General features: G+C 69.1%; 13 protein-coding genes. 2 read left to right on the forward strand and 11 right to left on the reverse strand.

Annotated features, from left to right (window positions below; all coding sequences use genetic code 11):
• Positions 1-4 precede the first annotated feature (4 nt).
• The 3 genes from ACAM57_RS13035 to ACAM57_RS13045 are packed head-to-tail and all read right to left on the reverse strand — an operon-like array spanning position 5 to position 3,083.
• Entirely contained in the window at positions 5-1,594 is a 1,590-nt protein-coding gene (locus ACAM57_RS13035; protein ID WP_369661937.1) for a sensor histidine kinase, read from the reverse strand.
• Complete coding sequence (locus ACAM57_RS13040; protein WP_369661938.1) at positions 1,545-2,261, reverse strand: response regulator; 717 nt, start codon at positions 2,259-2,261, stop codon at positions 1,545-1,547. The genes ACAM57_RS13035 and ACAM57_RS13040 overlap by 50 nt, the downstream gene beginning before the upstream one ends.
• 36 nt (positions 2,262-2,297) lie before the next feature.
• Positions 2,298-3,083: a sulfurtransferase gene (locus ACAM57_RS13045; protein ID WP_126023831.1), complete on the reverse strand. Its 786-nt coding sequence runs from the start codon at positions 3,081-3,083 to the stop codon at positions 2,298-2,300.
• Positions 3,084-3,195: 112 nt separating this feature from the next.
• On the opposite strand from ACAM57_RS13045, the gene dnaE reads away from it, so the two are divergent.
• Entirely contained in the window at positions 3,196-6,714 is a 3,519-nt protein-coding gene (gene dnaE / locus ACAM57_RS13050; RefSeq protein WP_369661939.1) for a DNA polymerase III subunit alpha, read from the forward strand.
• A 103-nt stretch (positions 6,715-6,817) separates the two neighbouring features.
• Positions 6,818-7,219, forward strand: a complete 402-nt coding sequence (locus ACAM57_RS13055) for a YgiW/YdeI family stress tolerance OB fold protein (protein ID WP_369661940.1) — start codon at positions 6,818-6,820, stop codon at positions 7,217-7,219.
• On the opposite strand, the gene ACAM57_RS13060 is transcribed toward ACAM57_RS13055, so the two are convergent.
• The 8 genes from ACAM57_RS13060 to ACAM57_RS13095 all read right to left on the reverse strand — a co-directional run bounded on the left by ACAM57_RS13060 (position 7,203) and on the right by ACAM57_RS13095 (position 19,295).
• On the reverse strand, positions 7,203-12,446 hold the full coding sequence (locus ACAM57_RS13060) for an AAA domain-containing protein (protein ID WP_369661941.1): 5,244 nt from the start codon (positions 12,444-12,446) through the stop codon (positions 7,203-7,205). The two genes, ACAM57_RS13055 and ACAM57_RS13060, sit on opposite strands and share 17 nt — an antisense overlap.
• The gene (locus tag ACAM57_RS13065) at positions 12,443-13,663 is read right to left on the reverse strand and encodes a SprT-like domain-containing protein (protein ID WP_369661942.1); all 1,221 of its coding nucleotides are present in this window, start codon (positions 13,661-13,663) and stop codon (positions 12,443-12,445) included. The genes ACAM57_RS13060 and ACAM57_RS13065 overlap by 4 nt, the downstream gene beginning before the upstream one ends.
• A 69-nt stretch (positions 13,664-13,732) precedes the next feature.
• Positions 13,733-15,463 carry a penicillin-binding protein 2 gene (locus tag ACAM57_RS13070; protein WP_184637305.1) on the reverse strand — a complete coding sequence of 577 codons (1,731 nt, stop codon included), beginning with the start codon at positions 15,461-15,463 and terminating at the stop codon, positions 13,733-13,735.
• An 87-nt stretch (positions 15,464-15,550) separates the two neighbouring features.
• A complete protein-coding gene (locus ACAM57_RS13075) occupies positions 15,551-16,468 on the reverse strand; it encodes a cell envelope integrity protein TolA (RefSeq protein WP_126023835.1) in 918 nt (305 codons plus the stop codon).
• Positions 16,469-16,471: 3 nt separating this feature from the next.
• Positions 16,472-16,909, reverse strand: coding sequence for an ExbD/TolR family protein (locus tag ACAM57_RS13080; protein ID WP_369661943.1), 438 nt, complete (start codon positions 16,907-16,909; stop codon positions 16,472-16,474).
• A gap of 15 nt (positions 16,910-16,924) precedes the next feature.
• Positions 16,925-17,647 (reverse strand): protein TolQ, encoded by a 723-nt coding sequence (gene tolQ / locus ACAM57_RS13085; protein WP_126023837.1) that lies wholly within the window; start codon positions 17,645-17,647, stop codon positions 16,925-16,927.
• A complete protein-coding gene (locus ACAM57_RS13090) occupies positions 17,644-18,102 on the reverse strand; it encodes a YbgC/FadM family acyl-CoA thioesterase (RefSeq protein ID WP_126023838.1) in 459 nt (152 codons plus the stop codon). The genes tolQ and ACAM57_RS13090 overlap by 4 nt, the downstream gene beginning before the upstream one ends.
• On the reverse strand, positions 18,099-19,295 hold the full coding sequence (locus tag ACAM57_RS13095; protein ID WP_369661944.1) for a pyridoxal phosphate-dependent aminotransferase: 1,197 nt from the start codon (positions 19,293-19,295) through the stop codon (positions 18,099-18,101). The genes ACAM57_RS13090 and ACAM57_RS13095 overlap by 4 nt, the downstream gene beginning before the upstream one ends.
• Positions 19,296-19,343 lie beyond the last annotated feature (48 nt).

The raw sequence follows: 19,343 nt of genomic DNA on the forward strand, positions 1-19,343 counted from the left end.
CGGCTCACGAAGCGTGCAGCGGCAGCCTCAGCGTCGCGCGCAATCCGCCGCCGTTGGGACGCTCGGGCGTGTCGGCATTCGAGAGCTCGATCTCGCCGCCGTTGCGCCGCGCATAGCCGCGCGCGATGGTGAGGCCGAGGCCCGCGCCTTGTGCCGCTGCGGTGCCCGTGGCGCTGTCGCGGTTGAAGCGCTCGAACACGCTCTCGCGCCGCTCGGGCGCGATGCCCGGTCCGCTGTCGCACACCTCGGCCAGCGCATGCGTGGCATCGCGCCGCACGGTCACGGTGATGTTGCCGCCGCGCGGCGTGTACTTGATGGCGTTGTGCACGAGGTTGGCAAGCACCTCGTGCAACTCCGCAGCATTGGCTGCGACGGGGAGCACGGGCGTGTCGTCCTCGTCGTCGTCGCTCGATTCATCGCTGCCTTCCGCATCGTCCGTGCCGATGTCGCCGCGCGCGTCGACCCAGCCCAGGTCCTGGTCGTTCTCGCGCGCCAGCGGCAGGTATTGCAGCACCACGCCGCGCGCGATGGCGTTGAGGTCGGCCACTGCAGCCCCCGCCGGCGCGGCTTCGTCGCCCGCGGTGGCATGGGCCAGCGCCAGCAGCTGCTCGCTCAGGCGGCGGGTGCGTGCGAGCTGTACGACGATGGCCTGCAGCGATTCGCGCATGCGCGCCGGATCGGTCTCGCGCACCGCGTAGCCGGCCTGGATCGACAGGATGCTCAGCGGCGTGCGCAGCTGGTGCGAGGCGTCGGCCAGGAACTGCGACTGCTCCGCCACCATGCGCCGGTGGCCCGCGATGTGGTGGTTGACCGCGTCTACCAGCGGCGCCACTTCATGCGGCACGCCGCTGGCGTCCAGCGGCGTGAGGTCGTCGCGCGGGCGCTCGCGCAGCGAGCGGCGCAGGCGTTCCAGCGGGCGCAGCGTCCAGGCCACGCCCAGCCACACCAGCAGCGCCATCACCACCACCATGCGCGTGTCGCGCAGGAACTCCTGGCGCAGCGTCTCGGCCTGCGCCTCGGTGCGCGGGCCCGTGCCCTCGGCCGCTTGTATGAGCACGCTGTAGGCCTCGCCGGGATGGACGTTGTCGTACACAGTCTGGCGCAGCGCGGCCACGCGCACCGGGTGCTGCTGGTAGACCGCGTCGTAGAACACCGGCGTGCCGTCGGGCGGGCGGTGCGCGGGGCGGGGCAGGCCGGGCACGCCCATGAGCGTGGTCTCGGGCGAGTTCACATCCAGCGTCCCGCTCTTGGGAATGCGCTGCACTCCGACGTGCAGGTACTTGTAGCGCAGCCGGGTCGACTCGAACATCGCCTGGATCGAGAAGGGCTCCTGCACGCGCACGCTGCCGTCGCTGGCCACCACGATGCCGTTGGCCAGCGCCTGCACGGGCTCCAGCAGGCTCTGGTCGTAGGCGACGACCAGCGAGTCGGTCAGCGCGCGGTAGTCGCTCCAGCTGTCCAGCGCCAGCAGCAGCACCAGGCCCGGCAGCAGCAGCGCGAGCAGGCGCGCGCGGATGCCGAAGCGCTGCGGCCGCGGCTGCTGTTCAGCCGCCGTCGCCGGGGAGTTCGCTGCGGGCTGGGGCTGAGGTTCCATCGGCAATGCTCTCCAGCATGTAGCCCAGGCCGCGCACGGTGACGATGCGCACGTCGCTGTCGGCCAGCTTGCGCCGCAGCCGGTGCAGCACCACCTCGATGGCATCGGGGCCGGCGGTGCTGTCGTTGGTGAACACCTTGGCGAAGAGCTGCGACTTGCCCACCGGCGAGCCGCTGCGCAGCAGCAAGGCGGTGAGCGCGGCCTGCTCGCGCGGCGTGAGCGACAGCAGCGTGCCGCGCAGCGTGAAGGCGCGGCTCTGGCTGTCGTAGGAGAGCGAGGCGCACTGCAGGCGCGGGTGCTGCTTGCCGCGGCTGCGCCGCACCAGCGCCGAGAGCCGCGCCTCCAGCTCTTCCAGTTCGAAGGGCTTGGTGAGGAAGTCGTCGGCGCCCAGGTTCAGGCCGCGCACCCGGTCTTGCAGAGCACCCTGCGCGGTGAGGATCAGCACCGGCGTGCGGTCGTCCGCCGCACGCATGTCGGCCAGCACGCTCAGGCCGTGCTTGTCGGGCAGGCGCAGGTCGAGCACCACCGCGTCGTACTCGGTGCCGGCCATGAAGGCCTCGGCCGTGCGGGCGTCGGGTGCGTGGTCGGGCACGAAGCCGCTTTGGGTGAGCGCGCGGACCAGCCAGGAGGCCATGTCCAGTTCGTCTTCCACCAGGAGGATGCGCATGGGGCCTGCCGCGTCTCGTTGTCGTCGTTGTTGCCGTTACTGCTTGATGGCGAGGTCGGGGTCTTCCGAGGCGCGGGCGCTGGCGCGTGCCGAACGCGCGCTCAGGTCGGGCGCCAGGGCCTCGCGGCCATCGAAGACGAAGCAGTCGCCCTTGTAGTGCGCGCCGCCGACTTCCTCGAAGTACTTGAGGATGCCGCCTTCGAGCTGCAGCACGTTCTCCACGCCTTCCTCGTGCATCAGGATGGCCGCCTTCTCGCAGCGGATGCCGCCGGTGCAGAAGCTCACCACCGTCTTGCCCTTGAACTCGTCGCGGTGCGCGCGCAGGGCGGGCGGGAATTCGGTGAACTTGCCGATGCGCCAGTCGATGGCGCCTTCGAAGCTGCCGTAGTCGACCTCGAAGGCGTTTCGGGTGTCCAGCAGGGCGATCTCGCGGCCCTGGTCGTCATGGCCCTGGTCGAGCCAGCGCTTGAGCGTGGCGGCATCCACGCCGGGCGCGCGGCCGGCCTCGGGCTGGATGGCGGGGTGGTCCATGCGGATGATCTCGCGCTTGAGCTTCACCAGCATGCGCCGGAAGGGCTGCGCGGCCGACCAGCTTTCCTTGGCCTCCAGGTCGGCGAAACGGGCGTCGGCGCGCAGATGGGCCAGGAAAGCCCGCACGCCCTCGGCCGTTCCGGCCAGGAACATGTTGATACCTTCGGGTGCCAGCAGGATGGTGCCCATCAGCCCCAGGGCCTGGGTGCGGGCACGCAGGTCTTCGCGCAGCGCGGGGCTGTCGTCTATGGCCACGAACTTGTAGGCCGCGATATTCAAAATCTCTTGCACGGGGCGGGATTTTAGGTGCCGGCGGAATATCGCCCGGGTACAGGGCCTCTGCCGGGGTGATTCAGGGATTGCCAACCCACATCGTGGAGGGCCCGCTTTCTACAATGGAAGCATGTTTGTTCACCTGCGCCTGCACACCGAGTTCTCCGTCGTCGACGGCACCACCCGAATCGACGATGTCGTCAAGGCCGCTGCTGCCGACAAGCAGCCCGCGCTGGCCATCACCGACCTGAACAACCTGTTCGGGGCCGTCAAGTTCTACAAGCAGGGGCGCAGCAAGGGCGTCAAGCCGATCATCGGCGCCGAGGTCTTCGTCGACGGGCTGGGCAAGGAGCCCGGCGCACTCACCCGCATCGTGCTGCTGGTGCAGAACATGGAGGGCTACCTCAACCTGTCCGAACTGCTGGCGCGGGCATGGACGCAGAACGTGGGCCGCGGCCAGTCGCAGGCGGCCTGCAAGCTCGAATGGCTGCAGGAGCTTTCGGGCGGGCTGATCGCGCTGTCGGGCGCGCAGGCGGGCCCGCTGGGCCAGCCGCTGTTGCAGGGGCAGGGCGAGCGCGCGGCCGAACTGGCGCTGCAGCTGGCAGGCATCTTCCCGCACCGCTTCTACATCGAGCTGCAGCGTGCGGGCCGTCCCGAGGACGAGCCTCACGTGGTCGCCGCCGTGCAGCTCGCGGCCCGGCTGCATCTGCCGGTGGTCGCCACGCACCCCGTGCAGTTCGCCGAGCGCGAGGACTACGAGGCGCACGAAGCGCGCGTTTGCATCTCCGAGGGCGAGATCCTCGGCAATCCGCGCCGCGTGCGCCGCTTCACCGAGGAGCAGTACTTCAAGTCGAGCGCGGAGATGAAGGCGCTGTTCGCCGACGTGCCCAGCGCGCTGGCCAACACGGTGGAGATCGCCAAGCGCTGCAACCTCACGCTGGTGCTGGGCAAGCCGCAGCTGCCCGACTTCCCGACGCCCTTCATCGCCGATGGCGTGCGCATGCCGATCGACGACTTCTTCCGCCAGGAATCCTTCTACGGCCTGGAGCTGCGGCTGAAGCACCTCTATCCCGACGAGGCCAGGCGTGACGCCGAGCGCCCGCGCTACGTGGAGCGGCTGGAGTTCGAGATCAACACCATCCTGAAGATGGGGTTCCCGGGCTACTTCCTGATCGTGGGCGACTTCATCCAGTGGGCCAAGAACAATGGCTGCCCGGTGGGCCCCGGCCGGGGCTCGGGTGCCGGTTCGCTGGTGGCCTACGCGCTGAAGATCACCGACCTCGACCCGCTCGAATACAAGCTCCTGTTCGAACGCTTCCTGAACCCCGAGCGCGTCTCGATGCCCGACTTCGACATCGACTTCTGCCAGGGCAACCGCGACCGCGTGATCGACTACGTGAAGGACAAGTACGGCCGCAACGCCGTGAGCCAGATCGCCACCTTCGGCACCATGGCCGCGCGCGCGGCCATCCGCGACGTGGGCCGCGTGCTCGACATGAGCTACATGTTCTGCGACGGCATCAGCAAGCTGATTCCGAACAAGCCGGGCATGTCGGTCACGCTGCAGTACCCGCCCGAGAAGAAGATCGAGGGCGACAAGAACAACTACGCCATCGAGATGGAGCCGCAGCTCGCGGAGCGCATCGAGAAGGAAGAAGAAGTGAAGATGCTGGTCGAGCTCGCGCAGAAGCTCGAAGGCATGACCCGCAACATCGGCATGCACGCCGGCGGCGTGCTCATCGCGCCGGGCAAGCTCACCGACTTCTGCCCGCTCTACCAGCAGCCCGGCAGCGAATCGGCCGTGAGCCAGTACGACAAGGACGACGTGGAGGCCATCGGCCTCGTGAAGTTCGACTTCCTGGGCCTGGCCACGCTCACGATCCTGGAGATCGCGCGCGAGTTCATCATGAAGCGCCACAAGGGCCAGGAGAACTTCGCGTTCGAGAACATCCCGCTGAACGACGGCGCGACCTACCGGCTTTTCTCCGACGGCAAGACCGAAGCCGTGTTCCAGTTTGAAAGTCGCGGCATGCAGGGCATGCTGAAGGACGCGCGACCGACCCGCCTGGAAGACCTGATCGCGCTGAACGCGCTGTACCGCCCGGGCCCGATGGACCTGATTCCCAGCTTCGTGGCGCGAAAGCACGGCCGCGAGGACGTGGAGTACCCGCACCCGGCCGTGGCCGAGATGCTCTCCGAGACCTACGGGATCATGGTCTACCAGGAGCAGGTGATGCAGACCGCGCAGATCCTGGGCGGCTACTCGCTCGGCGGCGCCGACCTGCTGCGCCGCGCGATGGGCAAGAAAAAGCTCGAGGAGATGGCCGAGCACCGCGAGAAATTCCGCGCGGGCGCGCTCGCCACACACGGCATCGAGCAGGACAAGGCCGACGAGATCTTCGACTTGATGGAGAAGTTCGCGGGCTACGGCTTCAACAAGTCGCACGCCGCCGCCTACTCGCTGCTGGCGTACCACACGGGCTGGCTCAAGGTCCACTACACGGCCGAGTTCTTCTGCGCCAACATGACCGTGGAAATGGACGACACGGACAAGCTCAAGCTGCTGTTCGAGGACGCCCAGAAGAACTTCGGCATCACCTTCGAGCCGCCGGACGTGAACCGCGGCAACTACCGCTTCGAGCCGGTCACCAACAAGGTGATCCGCTACGGCCTGGGCGCCGTCAAGGGCACCGGCCAGCTCGCGGTCGAGGCCGTGGTGCGCGCGCGCGAGGAGGGCGGGCCGTTCAAGAGCCTGTACGACTTCTGCGTGCGCATCGACCGCCAGCGCATCAACAAGCGCACGGTGGAAGCGCTGATCAAGGCCGGCGCCTTCGACGCCATCCAGCAGAACCGCGCGGCGCTGGTCGCCTCGCTCGACCGCGCCTTCGAGTTCGCCAATGCCACGGCGGCCAACGCCTCGCAGGCCGACATCTTCGGCGACTGCGACCACGGCTCCGCCACCGCCGAGCCCGACCTCGTCGACGCCACGCCCTGGGGCGTGAAGGAGCGCCTGACGCTCGAAAAGACCGCCATCGGCTTCTATCTCTCGGGCCACCTGTTCGACGAGGTCTCGCACGAGGTGCGGCGCTTCTGCAAGCGCGAGATCACCGACCTGCTCGACAGCCGCGACCAGCAGGTCATCGCCGGCATCGTGAGCGACTTCCGCGTCATCAACGGCCAGCGCGGCCGGCTGGCGATCTTCAAGCTCGACGACAAGTCCGATTCCATCGAGGCCACGGCCGACGAGGCGCTCATCAACGCCAACCGCAACACGCTGAAGGACGACGAGCTCGTCATCGTCAGCGGCCGGCTGCAGCCCGCGCGCGGCGGCTTCGAGGCCCGCTTCCAGGTGCAGCAGGTGTGGGACCTGGCCTCGGCGCGCTGCCGCTTCGGCAAGTTCCTGCGCGTGGCGGTCAACGGCAAGGCGCCCGACATCGCGCGCCTGCTGAAAGACTTTCCGCCGCGCACCGAGCAGACCGAGGTGGGCGACCTGATACAGGGCCTGCCGGTGCGGCTGTCGATGGCGCGCGCGGGCGCGCAGGTCGAGCTGCAGCTGGGCGACCGCGCCAAGTTCTTCCCGACCGACGCGGCGCTGGCCAGCTGGACCGCGCAGGCCGAGGCGGGCAAGGCGCTGATCGTCTACGACTGATTTCTTCCTGCGCCACTGCAAGTGCCCGGCGGGCGTGGGCTCTTTGGGCTGCTGGCTAGGATTCCTCCCGTCTTTCAACCAAGAAGTTCAGGAGGAACTCCGCATGAAGAAATCGTCCCTCGTCCTCGCGCTTGCCCTGGCATTGCCTTTTGCTGCTTCGGCTCAATACACCGGCCCGAGCACGACCCCGCAGAACGCGGCCGCGGGCACGCCCTACGCCGGCCCGAGCACAGTGCCGGCCATGACCGTCAAGCAGCTGATCGACACCGGCAAGGACGACCAGCACGCCACGCTGCGCGGCTTCATCGTGTCGCACGATGGCGGCGAGCACTACACCTTCGCCGACGACACCGGCCGCATCAAGGTGGAGATCGACGCCAGGCACTTCCCTCCGGGCGTGAAGATCGACGACAAGGTGCGCGTCGAGATCACGGGCGAGTTCGACAAGGACCTGATCGGCAGCAAGGTCGAGCTCGACGTGAAGCGCCTCAGCGTGCTGCGCTGATCTCCTCCTCGGACGCAGCCCCGGCCTTCGCCAGGGCCTGCTCGATCTGCCCGAGCACCGCGTCGGGATCGTGCAGCCAGTCCTTGCCCAGCACCTGCAGCACTCGCCAGCCGAAGGCGTCGAGGATGCGCGGGCGCGAAACGTAACGCTCCAGCACGTTGCGGTTCTCGTAGTGCGTGGCGGTGTCGACCAGGATGCCCAGCGCGTAGTGGCCGTCATTCGGCGTTGAGTCCGGCGATGAACCCGGCGCACGCAATGCGAGGTCGCAGCGGAAGCGCGACTGTCCCACCTGCTCGTCCACCGCATGGCCGCGCGCACGCAGCGCGGCGGCGATCTGCGCCGTCACCTCGTCGGCCCGCGCATGGCGCGGTGCGCCGCTGCCGCGCGTAAGCGGGTTCATGCCTTCGAGCACGCGTCTTGCCGTGCCCGCGTCGCCGCGCGAGAGGCACTCCGCGTAGCGCAGGAAGTTCTTCAGCGCGGCCGCGCCCTCGTTGTGGTCGTTGGTGATCGCCTCGTGCCGGATGGTCGAGACCACCGCCATGTGGTGCCGCGCGCGGCTGAAGATCACGTTCAGCCGCTTCTCGCCGCCGCGCTGGTTGATCGGCCCGAAGTTCATGAGCATGCGGCCCTCGGGGTTCGGGCCGTAGCAGATGCTCAGCAGGATGATGTCGCGCTCGTCGCCCTGCACGTTCTCCAGGTTCTTGATGAAGAGGCCGCAGAACTGGTCGTCCTCCTCGCGCACGTACTCGGCTTCTAGCCGGGCCGCGAAGTCGCTGTCGACGGCGGCCAGTGCTTCAAGCTCTTCCTCGATCTCGCCCTGCTGCGCTTCCGAGAAAGCCACGATGCCCAGGCTGAGCCCCGTTTCGCGGCGCAGAAGCTCGCGCACCAGCTGCGCGATGTGGCGCGCCTCGCCCTCGTTGACGCGGTTCTCGTACACCGCGTCGGTCACTCGGTGGAAGCTGATGGCGCGCGAGAGCAGGGCGTCGGCCTGCGCCGCCACCGATGCATCGGACGGGCTGCGCGACTGCACCAGGAGCTCGTCGCGCTCGGGCGCCGGCAGGCTGCGGTCGGGGATGGTGTAGAGGTTGCCCGCGTAGAAGGCCGCGTTCGAGAAGCCGATGAGCGACTCGTAGCGGCTGCGGTAGTGCCAGGCCAGCAGGGTGGCGGGCAGGTTGCGCGCGCCCTGGTTCAGCAGGCTGTCGGCGTCCAGCACCACGGCGATGCGGTCGCCTTCCTCCTCGACCGAGACGGTGTCGTCCTCGGGGTCGCGGCCGGACGAGAAGAAGCTGGTCGGCGGCAGCTGCATCTCGTCGCCCACCACGATGATCTGCGGCGCGCGGTAGAGCGCGGGCACGGCTTCCTCCACCGGGATCTGGCTGGCCTCGTCGAAGATCACCACGTCGAACAGGTCGGCCGCCAGCGGCAGCGTGTCAGACACGGAAAGCGGGCTCATGAGCCAGATCGGCTTCATGTCGCGCACCACCTGGCCGGTGTCGCCGCTGGCGAGTTCGCGGATCGCCTTGTAGCGCATGGTCTTGCCGAACTCGTGTTCGAGCTCGCGGCGCCCGGCGTTGTAGCTCTTCTTGAAGAGCTTGCCCTCGGCGTCGAGCTGGCTGGCTGAAAGAGCGCTCTTCTGCACATGGTCGCGGAAGCGCTGCCGCACCGCGGCGGCCAGCGTGCGGGCGTTGCGCCCGAGCAGCTTGCGTTCGGCTTCGGCCAGCCGCTGCGCATGGCGCGCGAGCGCGGCGCCGTCGAAGCGCGGCAGCCAGCGCTCGGCGCGGTAGACGCGCTCCAGGCTTTCGCGCGCCACCGCGTACTCGATGGCGTCGGGCGGCAATGGCAGGGTGCGCAGAGCCGTAGCGACGGCCGGGTCGGCATCGGCCAGCTCCTGCAACGGCACCAGCACGGAGGGCAGGGCGTCGGCCTGTTCGCGCAGGGTGCGGGCCAGCCTTTCGAGCGCGTCGAGCGGCTGGCTGGAGGCGTCGTGCATCAGTTCGCGCAGCAGGGCATCGAGCGTGTCGGTGCGCGTACCGGCAGCGGCGAGCTGCTCGACGCTGCGGGTGGCTGCGCCCGCGCCGGTGCGCAGATGGGCCTGGAATTCAGAGCGCAGGCCGGTGCTGCCGTCGGGGTTGCGCAGCGCCTGAAGCTGCTGCACGAAGGCTTCGGGGTCGGCGCAGCCGTAGTCGACTTCGATCCGCGACTGGTGCTTCTGCACCGCGGAACGGGCCGTGTGCTCGGCCAGCAGCTGTTCGAGGACCTGGCTCGGCTGCGGCCGCACCGCGTGGGCGGTGAAGTTGTAGCGGCGCTTGAGCTCGCCGTGCAGGCGCCACCACGAGGGCTTGAGCCAGCGGAGGATGGAGCTCTGCTGTTCGCGGGCCTGCGCGAGGCCGGCTTCGGTGTCGGCGGGCGAGAGCTTGTCGCGCCACTGGGCGGTGCGCTGCAGCGCCTCGTCCAGCGCCTGCGTCAGGCTTCGGCGCTCGGCCATGGTGTTGCCGAGCGCGAGGCTGTCGGCGTGCGCGCCGTCCAGCAGGCTGAGTTGCCCGCGCGTTGCCAGCGAGGCCACGCGGCGCGCATCTGCCACCACGGCCAGGGCGTCGGCCCATGTGGCGCGGGCTTCGGCCAGCGGCGGCCAGGCATCGGCCAGCGCATCGCGGCAGGCGCCGCTCGAATCGGCGGCACGCTCGGAGAGTTCGACCAGCTTCGCGAGCGGCTTCTCCTGCCGCAGCAGCGAGGGCGCGAGCTGCGAGAACACGTGCTGCGCGAGGCTCTGGGAGCCCAGGCTTTCGGTCACGGCCAGATGCAGGCGCGAGATCAGCTCGGCATGGCCGCGCCATGCGGCGTAGGCGGGCAGGGCCTCGGCCTGCAGCGGCGTCAGCGCCGGGTCCTGGGGCTTGAGTGCGATCAGCCGCGAGACCAGCTCGCGCAGCGTCACCGCGATGTGCTGCGGCACCTCGCGCATGGCGGCGTCGAAGCGTTCGAGGGCGCGCAGGTCCAGCTCCATCGCATCGACCAGCTGGTTGCGCTCGGCCGTCTCCTGCACCAGCTCTTCCGGCGCTTCGAGCCAGTGCTCGTAGGTCTTGCGCAGGTTCTGTACGAAGGCCTTCTTGTCGCCCTGCGAGTCGTGGATCATGCAGCACAGCTCGTCCAGCCCCTGCTGGCGCAGGCGATGGAACACCACGTCGATGGCGGCGCGCTTCTCGCAAACGAAGAGCACGCGTTTGCCGCGCCCTACGTAGTCGGCGATCAGGTTGGTGATGGTCTGCGACTTGCCGGTGCCCGGAGGCCCCTGGATGATGTAGCTGGTGCCCGTGCGCGCCAGCGCGACGGCGGCGGTCTGCGTGGCGTCGGCCTGCACCACCGGCCACTGCTCGGCCAGCGGCAGCGAAGGCGGCGCCTCGGCGTCCACCTGCCTCGGCTGCAGCGAGAACACGCGGTCGAAGGCCTCGTTGGCGATGCCCGATTCGGCCAGCCCCGAGTAGTCGCGCACCAGCGACATCTTGCGGTGGTTGAAGTTGCCCAGCGTCACGGCCGTGAGGTCGATGTCCCACTGGTACGGGTTGCCGCTGCTCTCGCGCAGCTCGATGGTCTTGCGCTCGGTCTGCGCCGTGGTGGTGGCGCTGTCGGGCGCCATCTGCGGCGCACGCGGCTGCGGCCTTGCGCCGACGGCGTCGCGCACCGGCAGCGGCACGCCGCGCACGCGTGCGTGGAAGAGCTGCAGCCCGAGCGGACGGAAGTCGTCCTGCGCATAGCTGAAATCGTGCACCGCGGCCGGCTGCGCCGAGGCTGCGCGCACCCGGGTGCGGCGCCTGAACTGCTCGAGCCGCTGGCGCGCGCGCTGGTGGATCAGCGCGATCTCGGGCTGGCGGACCAGCCGTAGCTGCACGCCGGGCTCGCTCTGTGCGATCTGTGCGGCCAGCTGGGCGTGGAACTGCTCGATGGTGGTCTCGCGCAGGTCCACCGTCTCTGGCAGCACGATGCCGTAGAGCTGGCGCAGGTGGTGCCGCAGCGTGGGGTTGACCTGCGCCTCGCTGGCGGCGGCTTCCAGCAGGTACTGGTCGCGCACGCCCTTCTTGCGCGTGAGCTCCACCGGCAGCATCAGCAGCGGCGAGGCGATGCGCTCGGCCGCGTCTTCCTTCAGGTTGTGCCAGCGCAGGAAGGCGATGACCAGCGACAGCTGCGAGAAGCCGTACTCCGACCGGTCGCGCCGCGCCTCCTGCAGGATGCGGTCGAGCGCGCCGGGCAGGTAGGGCTGGTCTTCGAAGCGCAGCCAGCGCGCCAGCGGCACGGGGCTGCAGGCGGTGATGTCGGAGGCGAAGCGGCCGTCCCACAGGCAGAGCTGGTCGACGCGGATGCTGTGCATGTCGACCACTAGCGGCACGCTGGCGATGGTGAGGTTCACATGCGCCTGCGTGGGCTTGAAGTACAGCAGCCGGTTGCGCCGCGACAGGTCGAACAGCCGGTCGCGCAGGTGCAGCTGGATCGCCTCGCGGCGCTGGCCTGCGCCGTCCTTCGCGGGGGCGATGCGCTCCAGGCCCAGGTCCAGGTCCAGCGGCTGGTCGCGGTAGGTTTCGAGGCGGCGGATCACCGAGGGCAGGTCTCGCGCGCGCTCGTGGCGGTTCAGCGCCGTCATCTCGAAGATCACCGCCGCCACCACCGGATGCAGCCGGCGGTTCAGGTTGAACAGGTTGCCGCGGTTCGCGACGAAGCGGCCCAGCTCCTCGCCGTCGCCGAAGTCGAGCCCGCATGAGAGGCTGGCGAGCACCTGGCCCAGGCACAGGATGTCGCCGAGGGCGTCGTGGTGGCCGAAGCGCTGTTCCCAGGCGCCATAGCCGGGCAGGTAGACGGGGCGCGCCGGCAGCGCGTCGGGCGCGGCGTCGGCCATGAGCATCAGGTTCTCGACCGAGAGGCCGGCATCGGCGTCGATGGTCACGCGCTGCTCGCCCACCACGCGCAGCACAGAGGTGGCGGGCTGCTCCAGCGGCGCGATGGCTTCGGGGTTGCGGCGCGGCTCGGTGCCTTCGGGCTGCGCGAGTGCAAGCGCCGGGGCTTCGGTCACGCGGTAGGCGAAAGCGTTGCCGAGCGCGGCGACCTTGCCCTGCTCGTGCAGGGCCGAGACTTCGCGCAGCAGCGGCAGCACGAGCTTGAGCACGTCGTCGGTCTGCAGTCCGCCATGGGCGTCGGCGGCGTCGATCAGCTGCAGCAGGGGAGCGGATGCCTGGGTTGTCATGTGGTGGCGGTTTGCTGATGCTGGGACTGCGCCTTGTCGAGCAGCGCGGCGGCCTCGCGCTTCACGCGCGTGAGATTGCGCTTGGGAAAGCGCATGTCCTTCACCACGCGCTGCTCCAGGGGCCCGGCACAGCCGAGCGCCTCGGCGATGCCGAGCGCGGCGGCGAGGGTGACGTCGTCGAGCTCGGGGTCGGCCGCGACGAAGTCGACCAGCACGCTGGCCAGGTAGTCGTGCAGCCCGGCGGGCACCGCCTCGGGCGGCGGCATGTCGGAGGCGGGCGGCTTGAAGTCGGGGAAGAAGCGGCGCGCGTGCGCCAGCAGCGGCTCCGACTGCAGGAAGGGCTGCTGCAGCAGCTGAGCGATGGTGGCTCGGGTGATGGCGCCCACGCGCTGCTGGCCGAGGATGTCCAGCGTGCCCAGGTCGAGCGGGCCTTCGAGCGCGCCGGCCAGCCATTCGTCGGCCTCGGGCTCGCGGCCGGTCCACAGGCGCAGCGCGCGGGCGCGCACGAACACTTCGGGATGGCTGGCACCGCGCGTGTGCATGTCGGGCGCGGCGCAGATCTCCTCGGCCTGCTGCAGGTAGCTGGCGGCGTTGACCTGGCTCAGCCCTGTCTGCACCTTCACCAGCGCGCTCACGGCCGGCTCCAGCGCGCCGCAGGCCACGCAGCCTCCGCGGTCGGCGAAGGCCTCGGTGTAGAGCGCGTAGCGCCGCGCCGCCTGCAGGTGGCTGGCATCGGCGCGCGGATCGGCGGCGGTGGCATTGAGCAGCCGGTCGACGACGTGGTACCTGCCGCCGTCGCGCGCCCACAGCAGGTAGTGGGCCAGCTCGTGGCCCAGCACGGCCTGCATCTCGGCGCCCTGCAGGCGTTCCAGCAGAGGGCCCGAAAGCACGATGTGCGCTTCGCCCGGCATGAAGTGGATGGAGGCGTTCATCGCGCCGTCTCCCGCCTGGTAGAGCGTGACGGAGGCTGTGATGCCCAGGCGCTGCGCGGCCACCTGCGCATGCGAGTGCAGTTCGGGGTGCGCGGCGGCGTCGAGCCGGTAGGAGTTGCGCAGCAGTCCGGCGCGCACGGCGGCGGCGTGCTCCTCGCGCGACTCGGCGGAGGCGGCCCAGCGCCAGACTTCGGGTTCGTTTGCCTCCAGCCATGCGGCCAGTGCCCGCTGGTAGGGCAGCGGAGCCAGGTCTTCGAGGCTTACGGCAGGGGTTGTTTCGACCATGTCAGGAGCGCCGGCAACAAGTGTTGCCGACGATCCTAAACGAGCGCCGCGGCAGTCGGCCCGGCGCGCTCAGTGCGCCATCGGCGTCACGGCCAGGTCGGGCACCACGTTCATGATGCGCAGCGTCTGCTGCACCACCTGACTGAACACCGGCGCGGCCACGAGGCCGCCGAAGTACTTGCCGGCGCTGGGCTCGTCGACCATCACCGCGACGATGATGCGCGGCTTGTCGATGGGCGACATGCCCGTGTACCAGGCGCGGTACTTGTTGCTCGCGTAGCCCTTGCCGACCTGCTTGTGCGCGGTGCCGGTCTTGCCGCCCACCGAGTAGCCCACCGTCTGGGCCAGCGGCGCGGTGCCGCCGGGCGCGGCGGCCATGTGCATCATCTGCCGCACCTCGCTGGCCACCAGCGGCGAGAACACCTGCACGCCGGGCGGTTCCTCGCCGTGGTTCTTCAGCAGGCTGATGGGGATCACCTCGCCGTCGTGCGCGAAGGCCGTGTAGGCATGCGCGATCTGGAAGAGCGACGCCGACAGGCCGTAGCCGTACGACATGGTGGCCTGCTCGATGGGGCGCCACGACTTCCACGGCCGCAGCCTGCCCGTGACCGCGCCGGGAAAGGGCGTCTGCGGCTTCTGGCCCAGGCCCACGGCGGTGAGCGAGTTCCACATCTCCTGCGCCGACATGCGCTGCGAGATCTTGGTGGCGCCGACGTTGCTCGACTTCTGGATCACGCCCTCGACCGTGAGCACGCCGAAGTTCTCGTCGTCGTGGATGGTCGCGCCAGAGACGGTGATGCGCCCCGGGTTGGTGTCGATGATGGTCTTGGGCGTGACGCGGCCCAGCTGCAGCGCGGTGGCGATGGTGATGGGCTTCATCGTCGAGCCCGGCTCGAACACGTCGGTCATCGCGCGGTTGCGCAACTGCTCGCCGGTGAGGTTGCGGCGGTCGTTGGGGTCGTAGCTCGGGTAGTTGGCCATGGCCAGCAGCTCGCCGGTCTGCGCGTCGACCACCACCACGCTGCCGGCGCGTGCCTTGTTGGCGACCACGGCGTCGCGGATCTTCTCGTAGGCGACGAACTGCACCTGGTCGTCGATGCTCAGCTGGATGTCGTGGCCTGGAGTGGGAGGCACCTGGTCTTCCGTGTCCTCGATGATGTGGCCCAGCCGGTCCTTCAGCACGTGGCGCGAGCCGGCCTTGCCGGCCAGGTCGTGGTCGAAGGCGAGCTCGATGCCCTCCTGGCCCACGTCTTCCACGTTGGTGAAGCCCGCCAGATGCGCCGCCGCCTCGCCCTCGGGGTACTGGCGGCGGTAGTCGCGGCGCAGGTAGACGCCCTTGATGTTGAGCGCGGCCACCTGCTTCGCGATGGGCTCGTCGACCTGGCGCTTGATCCAGACGAAGCTCTTGTCCTCGTCCTCCAGCTTCTTGTCGAAGTCCTTCTGCGGCATGCCGAGCAGCTTGGCTGCTTGCTTGAGCTTTTCCAGCGTGGCAGGGTCGTCGCGCTCGATGTCCTCGGGAATGGCCCAGATGCTGGGGGCGGGGATGTCGGAGGCCAGGATCAGGCCGTGCCGGTCGAGGATGCGGCCGCGGTTGGCCGGAAGCTCCAGCGTGCGCTGGTAGCGTACTTCGCCCTGGTGCTGGAAGAAGTCGTTGGCGAAGATCTGGACGTAGGCTGCGCGCCCGGCCAGCAGCAGGAAGCCGAAGGCGACGCTGGCCACGATGAACTTGCTGCGCCACACGGGAGTGGGGCTGGCGAGCAGGGGACTGCTGCCGTAGCGGATGCGGCCGTTGGGGGTCATGAGCCCTGATTATCGAGTTCCGGGTGACGTGAAAGTCACCCGGAAAGGGCCCGTTTTCTTAGCTGCGCGTTAGGCGCAGGCTGCAAATCAGCGCTTGGGCCGCAGCGTGACGATCAGTGACGGGAAGATGCGCCCGTCGGTGTCGCGAGGCAGCTTGTCGGTCTTGCGCAGGCCGCGCTCTGCGGCGTCGTCCCAGCCCGGCAGGCCGCTCGATTTGCTGAGCTTCACGCCGACGATGGTGCCGTCGGGCGCCAGGCTCACCTCGAACTCCGCCGCCGGGTTGCCGTTCACGGTGTCGGCATCCGGGAAGGTGATGTTCGGGCGCACCGCGGCTGCGATGCGGCCTGCATAGCCGCTGGAAGGACCGGACGTGCGCTGGGCCGTGCCGCGCGAATCGTCGCTGCCGGTGGCGTTCGCAAGGCCCTGCATGCGCTTGAGCGCGGCGGCGCGGTCGGCGGCTGCCTGCTTCGCGGCGGCCTCGGCCTTCTTCTGCTCCGCCTGCTTGGCTTCGGCTTCCTGCTGCTTCTTCTGCTCGGCCAGCTTCTTCTGCTGTTCCTTCTTGCGCTCGGCCTCTTCCTCGGCGCGCTGCCTGGCTTCCAGCTCTTTCTTCTTCTGCTGTTGCTGGCGCTCGAGTTCGCGCTCCTGCTGCTCCTTCTGTTCCTTGAGCTTCTTCTCGCGCTCGAGCGCGATGTCGGGGGCCTTGGGCGCGGGAGCGGGCTCCGGCGCCTTCGCTGCCGGAGGCGGCGGCGGAGCAGGGGCGGGCGGCGGCGGCGCGGGAACCGGGGTGGGTGCCGGCGGTGCCTGCAGGCGAGGCGCCGCCTGCTGCACCGTGGACGACCACAGCTCCGCGTCCACGGCGCCCTCGTCGGCGTCGCTGCGCCAGCGCACGCCCCACGTCAGCGCCGCGATCAGCAGCCCGTGGGCAATGAGCGCCAGTACCAGTGCACGCCCGGTGCCGCGCTGTGGCGGCGGTGCGAACTCGGGGCGATCCAGTGCGAGCGACATGCCTTACTTGCCGCCCGTGGTCGTGACGGACAGGCCCACGCGCTCGATGCCGCTGCGCTTGAGCTGGTTCATCGCCTTCACGACGGTCTCGTACTTCACGGCCTTGTCGGCGCTGATGACCACCGGGCGCTGGTCGTCGCCACTCTGCGCCTGTTTCGCGGCCGAGCCGATCTGGGTCATGGGAATCGAGGTGCCGCCCGTGCCGGTGGACGGGTCCTTCTTGATCTGCACTTCGTCCTCGCTCTTGATGACGATCTCGATGGGCTTGTCGGGCTGCTTGCTGGCGCGGTCGACCGAGGGCAGGTTGATCACGCTCGGCGTGATGAGCGGCGCGGTGACCATGAAGATGATCAGCAGCACCAGCATCACGTCGATGAACGGGACCATGTTGATCTCGTTGATCGTCCGGCGGCCGCGGCCCCGGGATGAAACGGCGGGCATGCGCTGCGCCTCCGTTCAGCGGTTGGCCGGAGCCACCGAGGAGCCCGCGCCGCCGGCAGCCGGGTTGGCCGACAGGTTGCGCTGCAGGATGTTGGAGAACTCCTCGATGTAGGTCTCGAGGGCGATGGCGATCTTGTCGATCTCGCGGGCGAAGCGGTTGTAGCCCACGACCGCCGGGATGGCGGCGAACAGGCCGATGGCCGTGGCAACCAGCGCCTCGGCGATGCCGGGGGCCACGGTGGCCAGCGTCACCTGCGCCAGGGCGGCCAGGCCGGTGAAGGCGTGCATGATGCCCCAGACCGTACCGAACAGGCCGACGTACGGAGAGACGGAGCCGACGGTGGCCAGGAATGAGAGGTTCTGCTCGGCCGCATCCAGCTCGCGCTGGAAGCTCGCGCGCATCGCGCGGCGGGCACCGTCGAGCAGGGTGCCGGCATCGGTGACATGGCGCTCGCGCAGCTTCTGGTACTCGCGCATGCCGGAAGCGAAGATGCGTTCCATGGGGCCGGCGAACTTGGCGTTCTGAGCGGCGGAAGCGAACAGCTCGTTGAGGCTGGTGCCCGACCAGAACTCGCGCTCGAAGTCCTCGTTGAGAGCGCGCATGCGACGCAGTGCGAAGTACTTGCGGATGATCGCGGCCCAGCTGGCGATCGAGACGATCACGAGCAGCGCCACCACCAGTTGCACCACGAAGCTCGCATGGAGCAGGAGATTGATGATGGAAAGGTCTTGGTTCATGGCTTGAAAGTTTGAGTCATGGAGCCGCTGTAGCGCTCCAGGGTTCCCGTCACCTGTTTCGGGATGCGTGCGGGCCGCAGCGTGGCGGCGTCCACCCATCCGATGCGGATCGTGCCCTCGCACAGCAAGACGGGTGCCGGGGCCCCGGTTCGCTCTTGCTCTGTTTTCGATAGCACGCGTTGTCCGATTATCAACGACGCCGTGCCCAATTGTTCGAGATCGGCAGTCACGAGCAGCTCGTCGTCCAGCCGCGAGGGCCGATGGTATTTGAGCCGGGTTTCGCTCACCACGAACTGGCCGCCCGTTTCCTCGCGCAGCTTGCGCTGCTCCACGCCCAATGAACGCAGCCACTCGGTTCGGCCGCGCTCCATGAACTTCAGGTAGTTGGCGTAGAACACGATGCCGCCGGCGTCGGTGTCTTCCCAGTAGACGCGGATCGGGAACGCGTAGCTCATCGGTCCTTGTTCTCGGCCATCGCCCGCAGGCGCTCGATGGATTCCTGCAGGTGCGCCATCGAGCTGGCGGTGGAGAAGCGGACGAACTTCGCGGTCTCGGCGGTGCCGAAGTCGCGACCGGGCGTGACGGCCACGTGCGCGCGCTTCATGGTCTCGAAGGCGAAGTCCCAGCTGCCCGAGATGCCGAGCTTCTCGGCGAAGGACGTGCAGTCCGCCCAGGCGTAGAAGGCGCCATCGGGCACCACGGGCACGTTCAGGCCCAACGCGTTCAGCTGCGGAATGAACCAGTCGCGGCGCGCCTTGAATTCGGCGCGGCGGCGCTCGTACTCGGCGATGCTCTCGTCCTCGAAGCAGGCGAGCGCCGCGTACTGCGACACCGTGCTCGCGCAGATGAAGAGGTTCTGCGCCAGCCGTTCGACCACCGGCACCAGCGCCTCGGGCACCACAAGCCAGCCGAGGCGCCAGCCGGTCATGTTGAAGTACTTGCTGAAGCTGTTGATGCTGATGACGTTCTCGTCGATGGCCAGCGCCGTCTGCCCGAAGGCATCGTCGTAGGACAGGCCCAGGTAGATCTCGTCGATCAGCGTGATGCCGCCACGCTTCGACACCGCTTCATGGATGCGGCGCAGCTCGTCGGGCGCAATCGAGGTACCGGTCGGGTTCGAGGGCGATGCCAGCAGCACGCCGCGTGTCTTGTCCGTCCATGCGGCCTCGACCTTGGCGGCGGTGAGCTGGAAGCGCTCCTCGGCCGTGGTCGGAATCAGCACCGCCTTGCCCTCGGCAGCGCTCACGAAGTGGCGGTTGCACGGATAGCTCGGATCGGGCATCAGGATCTCGTCGCCCGACTCGATCAGCGCCAGGCAGGCCAGCTGCAGCGCGGCCGAGGCACCGGCGGTGACGACGATGCGGCGCGCCGGCACGTCGACGTTGAAGCGCTGGCGGTACCAGGCGCTGATGCGCTCGCGCAGGTGATCGAGGCCGGTGGCCTGCGTGTACTGCGTGGCGCCGGCACGCACCGCGCGGGCGGCGGCTTCCTGCACCAGCGGCGGGGCGGTGAAGTCGGGCTCGCCGATGTTCAGGAAGATCATCGGCCGGTCGGTGTGGGCGACCTCGCGGGCCAGCACGCCCGCTGCCTTGGCCACTTCCATCACGTAGAAGGGCTCGATGCGCTGCGCGCGCGTGGAAATTCTCATCGCACCCCCTGGCTGCGGCGCCATGCGCCCTCGGTCGGCCGAGCGTTG

Source organism: Variovorax sp. V15 (assembly GCF_041154425.1).
Lineage (GTDB): Bacteria > Pseudomonadota > Gammaproteobacteria > Burkholderiales > Burkholderiaceae_C > Variovorax > Variovorax guangxiensis.